At 46.9% G+C, this 15,344-nt stretch carries 13 protein-coding genes; 11 read left to right on the plus strand and 2 right to left on the minus strand.

What is annotated here, in order from left to right:
- Positions 1-10: 10 nt before the first annotated feature.
- The 8 genes from ACIFQN_RS10720 to ACIFQN_RS10755 all read left to right on the plus strand — a co-directional run bounded on the left by ACIFQN_RS10720 (position 11) and on the right by ACIFQN_RS10755 (position 8,197).
- Entirely contained in the window at positions 11-3,214 is a 3,204-nt protein-coding gene (locus ACIFQN_RS10720; protein WP_429833009.1) for a M14 family metallopeptidase, read from the plus strand.
- Positions 3,186-3,833: a pyroglutamyl-peptidase I gene (pcp, locus tag ACIFQN_RS10725; RefSeq protein WP_429833010.1), complete on the plus strand. Its 648-nt coding sequence runs from the start codon at positions 3,186-3,188 to the stop codon at positions 3,831-3,833. The genes ACIFQN_RS10720 and pcp overlap by 29 nt, the downstream gene beginning before the upstream one ends.
- Positions 3,834-3,908: 75 nt before the next feature.
- Positions 3,909-4,625, plus strand: coding sequence for a 5-oxoprolinase subunit PxpB (gene pxpB, locus ACIFQN_RS10730; protein ID WP_429833011.1), 717 nt, complete (start codon positions 3,909-3,911; stop codon positions 4,623-4,625).
- On the plus strand, positions 4,622-5,629 hold the full coding sequence (locus ACIFQN_RS10735) for a biotin-dependent carboxyltransferase family protein (RefSeq protein WP_429833012.1): 1,008 nt from the start codon (positions 4,622-4,624) through the stop codon (positions 5,627-5,629). Before pxpB ends, ACIFQN_RS10735 begins: the two co-directional genes overlap by 4 nt.
- Positions 5,630-5,633: 4 nt before the next feature.
- Positions 5,634-6,395, plus strand: a complete 762-nt coding sequence (locus ACIFQN_RS10740; protein ID WP_429833212.1) for a LamB/YcsF family protein — start codon at positions 5,634-5,636, stop codon at positions 6,393-6,395.
- A gap of 95 nt (positions 6,396-6,490) precedes the next feature.
- The gene (gene cdaS / locus ACIFQN_RS10745; protein ID WP_429833013.1) at positions 6,491-7,102 is read left to right on the plus strand and encodes a sporulation-specific diadenylate cyclase CdaS; all 612 of its coding nucleotides are present in this window, start codon (positions 6,491-6,493) and stop codon (positions 7,100-7,102) included.
- Between the two features lie 418 nt (positions 7,103-7,520).
- On the plus strand, positions 7,521-7,892 hold the full coding sequence (locus ACIFQN_RS10750; RefSeq protein ID WP_429833014.1) for a hypothetical protein: 372 nt from the start codon (positions 7,521-7,523) through the stop codon (positions 7,890-7,892).
- A gap of 56 nt (positions 7,893-7,948) precedes the next feature.
- A complete protein-coding gene (locus ACIFQN_RS10755; RefSeq protein WP_429833015.1) occupies positions 7,949-8,197 on the plus strand; it encodes a hypothetical protein in 249 nt (82 codons plus the stop codon).
- A gap of 228 nt (positions 8,198-8,425) precedes the next feature.
- Here ACIFQN_RS10755 and ACIFQN_RS10760 read toward each other — a convergent pair whose 3' ends face one another.
- The gene (locus ACIFQN_RS10760) at positions 8,426-9,652 is read right to left on the minus strand and encodes an aminopeptidase (RefSeq protein WP_429833016.1); all 1,227 of its coding nucleotides are present in this window, start codon (positions 9,650-9,652) and stop codon (positions 8,426-8,428) included.
- 228 nt (positions 9,653-9,880) lie between these two features.
- Here ACIFQN_RS10760 and pepF point away from each other — a divergent pair, with 228 nt between their 5' ends.
- Both pepF and ACIFQN_RS10770 read left to right on the plus strand, forming a co-directional pair.
- Complete coding sequence (gene pepF, locus ACIFQN_RS10765; RefSeq protein WP_429833017.1) at positions 9,881-11,680, plus strand: oligoendopeptidase F; 1,800 nt, start codon at positions 9,881-9,883, stop codon at positions 11,678-11,680.
- Positions 11,681-11,792: 112 nt separating this feature from the next.
- Positions 11,793-12,110 (plus strand): MGMT family protein, encoded by a 318-nt coding sequence (locus tag ACIFQN_RS10770; RefSeq protein ID WP_429833018.1) that lies wholly within the window; start codon positions 11,793-11,795, stop codon positions 12,108-12,110.
- Between the two features lie 46 nt (positions 12,111-12,156).
- Here ACIFQN_RS10770 and ACIFQN_RS10775 read toward each other — a convergent pair whose 3' ends face one another.
- Positions 12,157-12,516, minus strand: coding sequence for a Lin0512 family protein (locus ACIFQN_RS10775; RefSeq protein WP_429833019.1), 360 nt, complete (start codon positions 12,514-12,516; stop codon positions 12,157-12,159).
- Positions 12,517-12,728: 212 nt separating this feature from the next.
- Between ACIFQN_RS10775 and ACIFQN_RS10780 the strand changes: the two genes are divergently transcribed.
- Complete coding sequence (locus ACIFQN_RS10780) at positions 12,729-14,693, plus strand: ATP-dependent DNA helicase (protein ID WP_429833020.1); 1,965 nt, start codon at positions 12,729-12,731, stop codon at positions 14,691-14,693.
- The last annotated feature ends 651 nt before the right edge of the window (positions 14,694-15,344 follow it).

The raw sequence follows: 15,344 nt of genomic DNA on the forward strand, positions 1-15,344 counted from the left end.
GGGCAGACAGGTGAGAGGACTAAGTGACATCTTTACGACTGCAGGCCTGGTAGGTGATCGAAACAAAGACGGTGTGGCTGATTGCTTGTCTGTATCTTTTTATGTTCAATCGGGGATCGTTGTAGAGGGCTTGATCGACTTTTGTGCACGGTTGGGATTGGAAACAAGTGAATTGGATCTTCCACAGATTCGCATGATAGAAACACTTGCCGACGTACGAGCAGGTAGAGACGGAGAATGGTTGTGCACGGTATGTGTCAACCCATCCTATGAGATGGATTTTGCGATCTGTCAGTTGGATGCAGACAGATATCGGCTCGAATTCTGCGGAGGGAGTGAAGCCAGCCTCAACCGATTATTACGCTGGATGGCAGCACATTGGCCAGTGGGATTGGTGACAGAGGCAGAAGCACAAGGCATTGTGAAGATCAACTGTCTGACACGCGAGATTCATTTGTACCACGAAGCCGACGGACAGCCTGTCTGCGAGATTGCGATCACATCGGAAAGAGAACAATTGGTCGAGGCAAAGCAATCGGTAGATCGACCAGTTCCACTGGATAATCTCGTTGATCTTTGGACGACAGCCGGGTTTTATCAAGCGGGGCGTACGGATGTTACGGCTCAAACGGATGTCTTCTTTACAGGAATGACTACGGCAGAGGCTGTCACGGCTGCGGCTCGGTTCGCGGCACGCATAGGTCTTGCTTCGACGGGAATCCGCTTCCCGCTGACAGGCGATACGAATCGGATCGCAGAGCTCACTTTTTCTGTAAAAATGGAACAAACAACCCCAGAGGAAGCATGCGTAGTTGAAGTGAGCGAGGATGACAGAGACGCTACTGCCAGAGTTGTGCATTTCACAGGGGGAGAGCGTGCAGTGATTGCGGCGCTGGATTATTTGGGTACAGCTACCTCCTATCGTTTCGGGGGGACATTCGGCGCATGGGAAAAGTCCGTTTCTGAAGACTCACAACAGCAGGAATTTCCAGTATTTCTAGAGAAATCATGGAGTGACTTGGGAGAAAGAATGGAAATGGAGCAATTGTTCCAAAAGGAGCTGGAAACGCTCGCAGGTCAAGTCGCGTCTGGGAAGGACGTACCTTCACCGCTTGTCATTGCTGCCTTTTTATCCGAACCAGAGGAAATTCGACGAGCACTGGAAAAAAGCTGGTGCAGCATCATTTCGAATTTGCTTCCCGATATCACCTGTACGATACATATTCATTCCGCTTTCAAACCGGGTCTTTGCTGGGTGAAGGAAACGATCCTTCCGCAAGTAATTCGCTCTGGAAAGCGAGTGGAGCGTGTCTCGATTTCTTTTCAGAGAGAAGCACATGAGGATGGGATGGAGCTGGCGCATCGATGGCTGCAGGAGCTATATCCTGTTGACCAGCTGCTGGAAAAAAATCTAGGAATCTCATTGTCGCAGATTTCGTTCCAAATGGAGGAAGAGCTCCCGACTACTTATCAAGTGGAGATTTGGGGAGAAGCCGAGAAGCTTCTTGGAAAATGGCAATTGGACGTGCCCGTAGCGGCTGTCCCTTATGTCGATCCGCTCCGAAAGGTTTATCCGACGACTTCTGGACTTTTCATTACATATGGAACGACAGTAGACCGGTACTTCATTCCTACAGACCGGGAAAGGTTCTGGCATTTTTATTCGCAGCAATTTTTACCTGAGTTGACAGAAGCGTTATTGCAAAAACAAGCGGTACCGTACCGAGGAAACATTCCTCTTTTCCACTCGATTGATGTAAGTGTCACGATGAGCGAGCAAGAAGAGCGTCTAGACATTGATGAAGAAACCATCTCATCATTAGAGGCGCTCCATGAAGATATTTACTTTAATACCCTTGACTATTATGCGCACATGGGTGAAAAGCAGACGGGAGTAGAATGGAATTCCCCTGGGGCTATTCGTCCCTTCATTCATGTCGAACCAGGGGTCTCCCCACATGCAACCATTCGCGTAAAAGAATATAGTGAGCAGCAAACTGTCACCATGAAAACCACCCATTTGTTTTTCGATGCTCATCATGCCGATCCAGTGGGGGCAAGCCTCGTGCTTTCGAATGGGACTACCCGCAGTGTGAAAGAATGGAAACGTCCACCTGTGGAGACAAAGCAAAGCCCAACGCTTGCAGCATGGTCTGAATTGGCATCACATCCGTCTGTTCATATTTGGGAAGTGGAAAAATCGTTTGAAGCTCGTCCGATTTATGCGGTTGAAGTAACAGCACCGCGTGTATCTACTTACGTCGCGACCCACAAACTATCACTTCACAAAGCTACTGTTTTGATTGAAGCTGGACACCATCCAAATGAAGTGTCAAGCATGCCAGCCATACGCGAGCTGGTTGAAGAGATTGTTACCGAAAAACAAGAATGGCTACATCGCTTTAATCTGGTCGTCATTCCGTTTGCCAACCCGGATGGAATCGCCCTTCATCAGGAGCTCGTAAAAGATAACCCGTTTTGGAAGCATCATGCCGCTCGCTATAATGCAGTGGGGTTAGAATATACGCAGCATCGTTTTAAGCCGAGTATTTTTGGTGAATCACGAGTTGTTCCCCAGCTGTTTTATCGGTGGCTGCCCGACGTCATCATCGACGATCATGGGATTCCTTCCCATGAATGGACACAGCCATTTGCCGGTTACAACAGTCCGCCGCGATTTCCTGTATCTTATTGGATCCCGATATCGCTTTTTTACGGAATTGGCCGGGAAATGGATCGGTCTGAGTATCCTCACCATGCTTTGGCTCTTGATACAATCCAAAAAGCAACAGAGGACGGTATGAGGCAGAATCCGTATCTTTGGAACAAAAATAAACGATATGTGGAACGCTATATCCGCTATGGCCATAACTGGGATCCTACGGTATTCCCGTTACCAGATGATGACGATCTCTTGTTCTATCGCTGGCCGACGAAACCGGATCGTTCGTCGACCTCTTTACTCTCTCGTTTTCCTGAATGGGTGACGCTGGATCTGATCACGGAGGCGGCGGATGAGACGGTAGAGGGAGAAGCGTTGCGCGATTGTATCGAAACACATAAAGTCTTTAACCGTGCTGTACTCGCGAGTGTGGCATCCTGCCCGCAGATTGTTAAGCGGCATAGTGAACAGGATAGCATCCGGATCAAGCGGATGCGACCGATGCAGATAGGAGGATTCCATCATGAAAACGATTCTAGTCACAGGGTTTGATCCATTTGGAGGAGAATCCATCAATCCCGCTTGGGAGTCTGTGAAAAAGCTGGGGGAGATCAAATCTGACCTGTATAAAGTAGAAGTGCGTCAAATTCCGACTGTTTTTGACAAGTCCATCGAGCATCTATATGCAGCGATCGAGGAAACCAATCCTGATATCGTTTTTTGTATCGGTCAGGCGGGTGGACGAGGAGATCTTACAATCGAGCGTGTAGCGATTAACGTGAACGACGCCCGTATTCCGGATAACGAAGGCAACCAGCCGATTGATCAAGCCATTAAAGCAGGTGGCCCCGTCGGGTACTGGTCCACACTTCCTATCAAAGCGATCGTGCATAACTTAATCGAAAAAGGAATCCCTGCTTCCATTTCGCAGACAGCAGGAACGTATGTGTGCAACCATATCTTTTATGGTTTGATGCATTATGTTGCCGAGAAAAAGGCACCAATACGTGGAGGATTCATTCATATTCCGTATTTGCCTGAACAAGCTGCGAGACAAGCTGGAAAGCCAAGTATGGCGTTGGAGACCATTGTAAAAGGCCTGCAAGTGGCAATTGATGCCGCTGTAACCCATGATCAAGATATGGTTGTGAGCGGCGGACAAATCAGTTGATCAAGAGGGGGGAACCTCCTCTTTTCTTTTCTTACAGGTAAAGTGACAGTACCGATTATCGAAATGGAGGGGGAAATGTTGCCTAACCATGAATTCTCTCCTCTTGGGGATTCGGGTGTCATTGTCAAACTAGGGGACGTCATTGATCAAAAGACTCATGAAAAGGTAGTAACGTTTTCTGAATACCTCCAGAAGCATCCTTTTCCGGGAATGATAGAATTCGTACCCAGCTTTACAACGATGACGGTCTATTATGATCCCGTCCTTCTCTTTGATCCGAAAAGTAATGTGATTCCTTACGAGCGTGTCCTTGCGATTCTAGGACAAATGGTAGGGGAGCTCCAGAAAAGGCAAATGGGAGAGGATCGGCTAGTGGAAATTCCTGTTTGCTATGGCGGGAGCTTTGGACCAGATCTGGAGGCTGTGGCCACTCATAACGGTCTTAGTTCAGAAGAGGTGATCGCGATCCATTCGTCTACCGAATACCTCGTTTATATGATCGGATTCGCTCCAGGCTTTCCGTATCTCGGTGGAATGGATGAACGACTCGCGACCCCGCGCCGCTCATCACCTCGTCTCGCGATTCCGATGGGGAGTGTCGGGATCGGGGGTTCGCAAACCGGTATTTATTCGGTCGAGAGTCCAGGTGGATGGCAAATTATCGGGAGGACCCCGCAGAGCTTGTTTCAGCCAGATGACAAATCTCCCAGTCTCTTGCGCTCAGGTGACAAAGTACGCTTTCGTCCCATTTCCGAAAGGGAATACGATGACAGGAAGAAGGTGTCCCTTTGAGTATAGAGGTCATTTCTCCCGGACTTAGTACAACTGTGCAAGACCTTGGCAGATACGGTTATCAGCAGCATGGCGTCAACGTAGGTGGGGCGATGGACGAATTGGCTCTACAAATGGCCAATCTGTTGGTCGGGAATCCGTATCATGATGCTGTTCTTGAAATAACGTTAAAAGGGCCGACTTTGCTGTTTCACAAAGATATGCTGATTGCGATCTGTGGCGGTGATTTTTCTCCGACGATTGATACAAAGCCGGTATTGTCCAACCGTCCTGTATGGATTAGAAGCGGCAGCGTGTTGCATTTTGGACATGCCCAAAAAGGTTGTCGTGCCTATCTTGCTGTAGCAGGCGGGTGGGATGTCCCTGTAGTCATGGGAAGCCGAAGCACCAACGTACGTGCAGGCTTTGGCGGCGTGGAGGGAAGAATGCTGCAAACCGGCGACCTGCTTGGACAAAACCCTAAGTGCCCATTCAGTTCGTTTCTCGAACAACAATTGGAAAAAAAGGCGGGGACAGCTCTTTTTTCAGAGGCGAATTGGTTTATTTCTGGTGGTCGATGTACGGCCCATTCAGAAGCAGTTATACGGGTGATACGGGGAGGTCAATTCGAAGAGTTCTCGGCAGAGAGTCGGAGAAGCTTTTTCGAGGAGAGCTTTCAAGTCTCTCCGCGATCAGACAGGATGGGATATCGCTTAACAGGACCGACGCTTGCGCTTTCGACTCCGACTGAAATGATCTCGGCTGCCGTCACTGCCGGAACGATACAGGTACCACCAAACGGTCAGCCGATCATTCTGATGGCAGACAGGCAAACGATTGGCGGTTATCCCAAAATTGGCTATGTGGCTACAGTGGACTTGGGAATAGTCGCTCAATTAAGGCCTGGTGAAACGGTTCGCTTTGTAGAGATCTCGCTTCGTGATGCCCAACAGGCCATATTCGAACGGGATGAAATGCTGAAGAAAATCAAGCTGGGGATAGAACTATACGCAGGATGGAGGTAACATGATGAAGTCCGTGGACGTCAATTGCGACATGGGCGAAAGCTTTGGTGCCTACCAGTTGGGAAATGACCAGGAGATTCTTTCCTATGTCAGCTCGGCGAATATCGCTTGTGGATTTCACGCTGGAGACCCGGCGACGATGAAAAAGACTGTTCGGATGGCTTTGGAATCCAAAGTGGCTATCGGGGCTCATCCTGGTTTTCCTGACCTGGTCGGATTCGGTCGCCGCAACATGGAGATTTCCGCAGAAGAAGCGTACGATATCGTCGTATACCAAATAGGGGCTCTACAAGCTTTTGTCCGCTCAGAAGGCGGCGCCATGCAGCACGTCAAGCCGCACGGGGCGTTATATAATATGGCGGCGACACGAGCGCCTTTGGCAGAAGCCATTGCAAAAGCTGTTTATCGGGTAAATCCGAATCTGATCCTGTATGGACTAGCAGGCAGTCAGCTCACATTGGCGGGGGAAAAAATCGGTTTGCGTACTGCTCATGAAGTATTTGCCGATCGAACCTACCAACAGGATGGGACACTCACTTTGCGGAACCAACCGAATGCGATGGTAACTGATCAGGAGCAAGCAGTGTCACAGGTCGTCCGAATGGTAGCGGAGGGGCGCGTTCTTTCCCAACAAGGAATAGATGTCCCTATTTCCGCACATACGATTTGTATCCATGGGGATGGGGCCAACGCTCTGAATTTCGCTCGACTCATTCATCAAGCTTTGATGACGGCTAACATATCCGTTACCGCTTTTCATGCTTGATCACGAGCAAAGCCTTGCAAAGATCAAACGGTTAGCATGCTTTTACAAATAGATGGGAACAATCATCAAGAGAACTTGGTGATTGAGGGGTTTCCATGGAGCATGTAAACTGTGATACTTCCTTATTGAAACAGGAATTACGAGCAGAGCTACTGGCAATTTCAACTGCGATGCAAAAGAGCATCGACGTTCTAGAAAACGAAAATGGTTGTCTTCTGGGAACCTTCGAACAAATCAGAAGCAGATTCAACACCCTGGAGACAGTTGCTGCATCCTTTTACTTACAATGTTATTTAGCTCCCTACACGGAAAAATACGCGGATGTATCCCTTGCTGTTCAACATCTGGCCGAGAGAAGACAGGGGGCACTCATTGTAGTGGAGCGTAATGATTCACTCGGTGCGCTATTACAGGCAGGTATCCCGATTGGTGCCTGGCTGAGTCATTCGTTGTTGGAGTCGATTTTTTTTCCCGGTAGTCCACTGCACGATGGAGCTGTCCTCGTTCGGGAGAATCAAATTGTTTCTGCCGCCAACGTGCTTCCTTTGTCACATGTAGCGGTAGGAGAGAAGAAGCTGGGGACTCGGCATCGTGCTGCGATCGGCCTCAGTGAAGTCAGTGATGCACTAATCATTGTAGTATCGGAGGAAACAGGAAAAGCTTCGTTTGCCTTACAGGGAAATCTGTATCCAATTATTACTCACTGAGGATCGCTAAAAGCCGGTTTTTCCTGCGCTAAGGAATACCGGCTTTCTCTTTTACTTACGAAGTAGCTTTAATAAAAATATTTGCCAAAAACAGAAGATGCACTGAGAACTGGGGAAAAAACATATTCGCAGCTTTTTTATGCCCATGAGAATGGAAGAGAGCGTTCAGCATCACAAATTTTTAATTATTTTTTGGCAAAACTTATATTTGTCCACATAAGGGATACGTCCCTAAAACGTTCTAAAAAATTCAGGAAATTCAGATAATGATTTTAAGGTTAAGGAAAAGCATGTTACAACACAAAAAATCAAACAAGTAAAAAAAGGAGACCTAACTATAACCTCATATGCAACTACTGGTATCGCTGCAGTACAATCCTACAATAAGTCGTCTAGTAAAACGGATAGTTCAATAAGTGTGAAGTATTATAACACAATGTATTGGGATTCTTATACTAAATCAGGTACGACACAGTATTTCTTAAAAATAACAAAGGTTTATGGTAAATGGGAGTTCCTTGATAGCACAGTACAAATAACCAACAAAGATATTCTTGCAGTACAGGAAGGCCAAGGATATACTTCTGGTAAACATGTATATTATAACCAGATAATTGCCAACGATGTTTCCTCTTCTTATACAACAGCTTACGCCCCTAGTACTTGGGAAGCCGTTGCAAGAGCAACAAGTGTAGGCCAAATTTCTTCAAAAGTAAGTTCCGATATTAAAAGAGGCACTGAAACTTGGTCAGGTTATTGTTCGTTGACCGAGGTACCGGGTTACCAATAATATCTTAAGGCGATAGGTGCTTATTAACCTGTCGCCTTGTTTAAAGAGGTGAGTGCATGCCAAACAACTTCTTTCAAAAACTTTTTCGACCAGAGAAGTGGGAAATTGTTTATTCAACACAAGATGTTCAAAAATACTCAGAAGTAATAGCCAAGCTTCAGGCAAAAAGTATTAGGACAAAAACAGAAACTTTCAGCGGTGGTGGTGGGCAAGGGGGGGGTTATGGTTTTGCAACAACCTATCATATCTTAGTTCGTGCAGATGATATCCATCTGGCCAACGATATCATTCATCATAGCAAATAAATTTATTTTTCTGCCACCAAGAGTAATCTGGCTTTTATATTTATCAATCTCCCTCGGACATGCTGAATCATCCACTCAATCAATCGGAACGCATAAACCATTTCTCGACGCGTTCAGTAGTACGAACGGGCGAAAAAAGAGGATATATGCCCTTATCATGGACATAGTATCCTCTTCTGATTAAAGCATGGATAAGGTGTCTGCCTCTCCTTTTCATTTTGCACTCGTCTAGGCCCAATTCCCATTTCGGAAGATCGGTTCTCGCTTGCCTTCCATAGTTTCCCCGTCGATGTTCATCTCAGACGAACCAATCATAAAGTCTACATGTGTGATACTCGTATTGATGCCGTACTGTTCCAGCTCTTCCTTAGTCATGCTCGCTCCATTTTGGATATTGACCGAGTAAGCATTGCCAATCGCCAAATGGTTGGATGCATTCTCATCAAATAACGTATTGTAAAAGATGATGTTCGATTGAGAGATGGGGGAGAGATGCGGCACCAAAGCTACTTCACCGAGATAATGAGAGCCTTCGTCGGTTTCAATTAGCTGTTTGAGAGACTCTTCACCCTTCGCTGCAGACGCTTCGACGATTCTCCCGTTTTTAAATGTCAGTGTAAAGTTTTCAATCAAGTTGCCGTGATAGCTTAATGGTTTCGTGCTGGTAACGGTTCCGTTTACACCTTCTCTGAGTGGGGCGGTGAATACTTCTTCTGTCGGCATATTGGCCATAAAAGAAACGCCTTTCTCATTCATGCTTCCTCCCCCGATCCAGATATGGTTAGGGGGCAGTTCGATGGATAACGATGTCCCGGGAGCTTCATAATGCAAGAGGCGATACTGTTTTGCGTTTAAATAGTCCACCTTGCTATTGAGAGCAGTGTGATGATCATGCCATGCATGCACAGGGTCGTTCGTATCAGCACGGGTTGCCCGGAAGATGGCATCCCACAATGCACCTTCCTGTTCTTCGGTCGGGAGATCTGGAAACACCATCGCGGCCCACTCCGGGGAAGGTACAGCGAGGACACACCAGCTTACTTTGTCCGACATGGAGTAGTTCCGGAATGTAGACAAGGCATGACCTGCCGTTTTATTCGCAGCAGAGATTCTATCCAGGCTCACCCCTTTTAACAGATCGGGATTGGAAGCAGTTATGTACAAGAATGCGGCGCCATTCTCAGCCATTTCTTCCAGGCCTTTCGCTTTCCACTGGGGATATTCATGAAACGCTTCATCTGGTGCCAGATCGAATTTCATCCTGGTCAGCTCATCGTCTGTCCAGTCAATATGTACGTGTTTTGCTCCTGCTTCATATGCTTTCCTGGCTACGGCTCGCACAAACGGAGCAGAAGAAATTGGGGCGTTTACGACTAGAGTTTGCATGGGCTGTACATTCACTCCCACTTTTACAGCCAATTCCGCATAGCGATTAAACAAAAGATCAAATGTCATGAAAGTATACCTCCTTTACCATTCCAAAAAGCTGCTTCCTTTCTATTATACCTTCCAAACTGGAAATACCTGCTATTTATTTTTCGATTTCCTAGGAAAGCGCAGAAACAGACATATTGTGTAACATTTCGATCTTGTTTATTTTTGAGAATTAGAGGAAAATTCGAAAGAGAATCAAACTTTAATAATAGAAAACATTTTATTGAACTACCGAGGGAGGCAAAAACAGTGAAAATAAGACAGACGCGTGAACAGGTAGATGCATCACTTACTTGGAACCTGAACGATTTGTTTGAGAGTCAGGAAACGTGGGAAAAGGAACTGGCAGATATTTTGAATCACCTGCCCGACGTTACTGTGTTTCAAGGTCAGTTACATACAAGTGCTAAAAATTTGCTGGCTTGCCTCGAAGCAAGAGAAGCGATTACGGTGCGGGCTCAGCTCCTGGCAAGCTATGCAAGCCTGCGGAGCTCCGAGGACGGGACGAATCCGCAAAATCAGGCAAATTCCGCGCGCGTAGGAGATGTGGTGTCGAAGCTAAACGCAGCCCTTTCCTTTATTCCGTCTGAGATCTTGGCTTTGCCGGATGGAGAAATCGAACGATTCCTGCAGGAAGAGCCTGGTTTGGAGCCATTCAGTAAGCATCTTTCTGATTTACTGGAAACAAAGCCGCATCGTCTATCGGCAGAAACGGAAGCAACATTAGCTGCACTGGGCGAAGTATTTGCTGCACCGTATACGATTTATCAGCGCGGAAAATTATCCGACATGTCATTTGATTCCGTTACAGATGCTGAGGGAGTAGAGCACCCGGTATCATTTGCGCTATTTGAATCGGATTATGAGATGTCTTCCGATACCACACTGCGCAGAGCCGCTTACGAGTCCTTCTCGCATACGCTGGCATCGTATCAAAATTCCTTTGCGGCTGTGTATGCCACCGAAGTCAAAAAACAAACCGTTATGTCCCGTTTGCGCGGATATGAGTCCGTCACGGAGATGCTTTTGCATCCACAGCAGGTATCACTTTCAATGTACCACAACATTCTCGATATCATCGGTACAGAGCTAGCGCCACATATGCGCCGGTTTGCAAAGCTGAAAGCCAAAGAACTGGGATTGGAAAAGCTCTCGTTCTGCGATTTGAAAGCGCCGCTTGATCCAGAGTTCAGCCCGCCAATTACGGTTGAAGAGGCAGGACGGACCATCAAGGCAGCGCTGCAAGTAATGGGACCTGAATATGCCGCTATCATGGAAAAAGCGCTGAACGAAAGATGGATCGACTACGTGGACAACGTAGGGAAATCAACAGGCGCATTCTGTTCAACGCCATACAGCAACCATTCCTACATCTTAATTACGTGGTCGGGAAATATGCGCAGTGCGTTCACACTTGCCCATGAGCTGGGACACTGCGGTCACTTTGTTTTAGCAAATGAGAATCAGAGCTATACCAATGCCCGTCCTTCAATGTATTTTATTGAAGCACCATCGACGATCAACGAGCTTTTGTTGGCGCAACACATCATGGAGCAATCGGATGATCAGCGTCTGAAGCGCTGGGTCATTTTGCAGTTGATGAATACGTACTACCACAATTTTGTGACCCACTTGCTGGAAGGTCAGATGCAACGGAAAGTGTACGAAGCAGCGGGGCAGGACGTACCGTTGACCGCGAAAAAGCTGTCAGAATGGAAGGGTCAAGTGCTTTCCGATTTCTGGGGTGATGCCGTTGATCTGGACGAAGCGGCGAGCCTTACCTGGATGCGCCAGCCCCATTACTACATGGGCTTGTACCCGTACACGTATGCAGCCGGTTTGACAGCATCTACAGCGATGGCAGCAAGCATCAAGGATGAAGGACAGCCTGCCGTTGATCGCTGGCTGGAGGTGCTGAAAGCAGGCGGAACGAAGAGACCGCTGGAACTGATGAAGCTTGCGGGCGTCGACATGTCTGATCCCAAGCCGATTCGTAATGCTGTAGCCTATGTAGGCAGTCTCGTAGACGAGTTGGAAAAACTGTTTTAAAATAAGGAAGAAAAAAATGCGGGGCTTGTGATTGCGAAAGCGTCACAAGCTTTTTTTACTGCGAACGCAGCATCCGAAACGAATTTTTGAAGGGTGGGCAGGAGAACGACAGATGAGAGCCTTTACGGAAAGAGCTATAACCATTATTACGAATATTCCCGAGGGGCGAGTCATGACCTACGGACAAATCGCAGCCTTGGCGGGGAGCCCTAGGGGAGCCAGGCAGATTGTGCGCATTCTCCATTCCATGAGCAAAAAGTACAAGCTTCCATGGCATCGAGTGATCAATGTAAAAGGTAAAATCGGACTTCAAGAGGAGGAATCATTCACCTTGCAAAAGATGTACCTACAAAGTGAAGGGGTAGTTGTGTCAGAGGCGGGGGAAATAGAGCTTTCTCTCTATCAACATCATCCCATTGGGGAAGAATAACGAAAAGGCATGCTAATGCACGCCTTTTTCTTTTGCTCATCAAATATTAATAGCCAACTTCAACCGAGGCGATCACCACGTAAGCGAGATCATTCTTATCTTCTTTTTCAGCGATGACGACCCCGCTGCTAGTCAGCATCCCACCGTCGATGACTTCAAAAGAAACGGTCCCATACGGCAATTCTGCCCTCACCGTCTCTAGATCCAGCTTGTCTTTGTCTGCTGGAACGGCCAATCGAACGTTTACTTTCATGTTATGGATGTCGTTGTCAGGAAGGACAGAGCGAAGACCAGGCATCGAATTATGGTGAATGGCATTTTGAACAGCACGAATAGCTGCTTTGGTAATGTTTTGTCCATGCAGATCAATACCCATCCCGATTTCAATAAACATGACTTTATCCATTGCTGCAATCACTCCTCATCAGAGTCTTCTATTATTTGTTTTGTTCCTCTTTATCTTACCATGTTTGATAGGGAAAGCTTCCCCTTCCATAAACACTTGAGAAAACTGTTTTTTAGACACACCGTATTGTATTTATTGCCTGGACATGTCATCATTACTTGTTGGTAACAACGCAGTTGACGATTCTTTTCATTATTGGAGGCAGGACAGAAGTGGAACGGTATCCTTTTACGTACGATCCGTCACAACCATTTATCTCGCAGGTGAGCGAGTGGGTAGCGGACGTATTTTATGACATTTTGCCAGAAGCAGGATTTGAAGTGCGAGACGAGCAAATTTACATGGCGTTTCAGCTGGAACGTGCCTTTGCCGAAAAACAAACCATTTTTGCCGAAGCAGGGGTAGGTACAGGAAAGACACTCGCTTATTTGCTATACGCGATCTGCTATGCTCGCTATACGAGAAAACCTGCGATCATCGCCTGTGCAAATGAGTCATTGATCGAGCAACTGGTCAAACCCGAAGGGGACATTGCCAAACTGGCACAGCATTTGAACCTGTCGATTGATGCCCGCCTGGGAAAATCCCCTGATCAGTATGTTTGCCTACGCAAGCTAGATGAGGCCAGATACCAGCCGGAAGAGGGAGAGGCCTTTGCGCAGATTTACGTGGAATTGCCCTCTTTTGTGCACACACACGAAGCCCTGCAATCCTTTTATCCATATGGAGATCGAAGTACCTATCCAGACCTGGACGATGAACAATGGGCAAAGATAAATTGGGATACCTTTCAAGATTGTTTTGCCTGTGAAAAACAGCATCGGTGTGGACAAACGTTATCCAGAAACCACTACCGCCAGTCAGCGGAATTAATCATTTGTTCCCATGACTTTTATATGGAGCACGTGTGGACGTATGAAGCCAGAAAACGGGGCGGTCAGCTCCCTCTGCTTCCCAATCACAGCTCCGTCATTTTTGATGAAGGTCATCTGCTGGAGCCTGCAGCACAAAAGGCACTGACCTACAAGCTGAACCATACTGTTTTTGAAGATATCATCACGCGTCTACTCAAGGGAGAAATCAGGGAATCGCTGGCGGTAGCCGTCGAAGAGGCCATTGCCCAAAGTGAGGAATTGTTTACGCGATTGGATGAAGAGAGCAAGGCAGTCGTTGGGTCGAATCGGAAGGAAATTCACTTTCACCCCGAGGTGCTTCAAGCGATCCACCGGTTCACCGGTTTAGTGGATTGGATCGAAGAAGAACTGGCACTGGAAAGCGGTCTCTACACATTGGATGAGTTTCAGCTTCGGATCGTGGGGGAGCATTTGGAAATGATGCAGTTGGCACTTCAATTGTTTCAAGACCCAGACCATGTCATTTCATGGATGACCGAAGAAGTAACAGGTCCGACATTGATCGTGATGCCAAAAATGGTACAGGAAGTGCTTCGCGAGCGTGTCTTCTCTCAAAATATGCCGATTATCTTCTCGTCGGCTACGCTCTCAGTAGATGGGTCTTTTCAATTTGTAGCAGACAGTTTAGGAATTGAAAAATATCTCTCTTTTTCTGTTCCTTCCCCGTATCATTACGAGGAGCAGATGCAGGTGTTTGTGCCAACATTGACTGGTGGTGATATCTTCGCTGAGAAGATGAGTGCGGCGATTCAGCAAATAAGCAAGACAGAAGGCCGGGCATTGCTTTTGTTTACGTCGATGGAAGAAATGAAACAGTTTAAACAGGCGATTGTGTCCTACCCTGAGTGTGCTCATCTGCAGTTCTTCTATGAAGGCGATCAAGAAATTAGTCATCTGATCTCCAGTTTTCAAAATGACGAGCATAGCAGCCTCTGTGCGGTCTCTTTGTGGGAAGGACTTGATATACCAGGGCCATCGCTGTCGAACGTGCTGATCTGGTCTCTCCCTTTCCCACCCAATGATCCCGTATTTACAGCGAAGAGAAAAGGCGCGGAATCTGCCTTTGATGAAGTGGACTTGCCTTACATGCTGCTCCGTCTTCGCCAGGGTATCGGCAGATTGATTCGTTCGAGTGAGGATCGCGGGATCGTAACGATCTGTAGTGAAGAATTACACCATAATGAAAAACTGCGGCAGCACGTGAAGAACATTTTCCCGCAAGGCGTGGAGTGGAATGAGTTACATCCGAATTTACGGCCGTAAGAACAGGCGAGATGGATAGGTATGACACTTCTGTTACGTTCGACCCAATCTGGAATCTAAAGGGCGTACGAATGTTATAATAGAGATTCATACGAGAAAGAATGAAAAGTAGAATGTTACGGGGAAGGTGTTCATGATTGGGTAACGTCGATTTTGCCAGCTTGCCATGGAGTTTGTTCTGGGTAGGGATCACCTATTTTTTGGTAACGGGTGTTTTCTTTTGTCTAGGCTTCATGCGATTAGTATCTCAACGTGTGAAGAGTGGCGTCGTATGCATGCTCATAGCCGTAATCAGTGGTGCATTTTTCTTGAATTATTTGTTTACCCATCACATTTAATGATTCTGTTGTACTGATTTTTTTGTTTGCAATAATCCATTTGTAGCTGATTTTCGAGTGAGCTGCTGGCAGAAATTATGGCCGGCAGCTCCTTCTTTTTTTTAGTGCGATTTACCGGGAAAAATCCGCTTTACATTGTTAACAATTTGTAACGCGTTTTGCCTGAGTGCCGTCTTATAATCAGGATACGCAAGATTCCCTCTTGCAAGAGAGAACCTTGTGGACGTCCGGGTAATTTCATTGAATTGCCGGGAAGGATCGAGGCGATGCAGCATACATAAGTAAGAAGGAGAAAGAAAGTCAATTGACAGTG

It is taken from the genome of Brevibacillus sp. NRS-1366 (assembly GCF_050467985.1).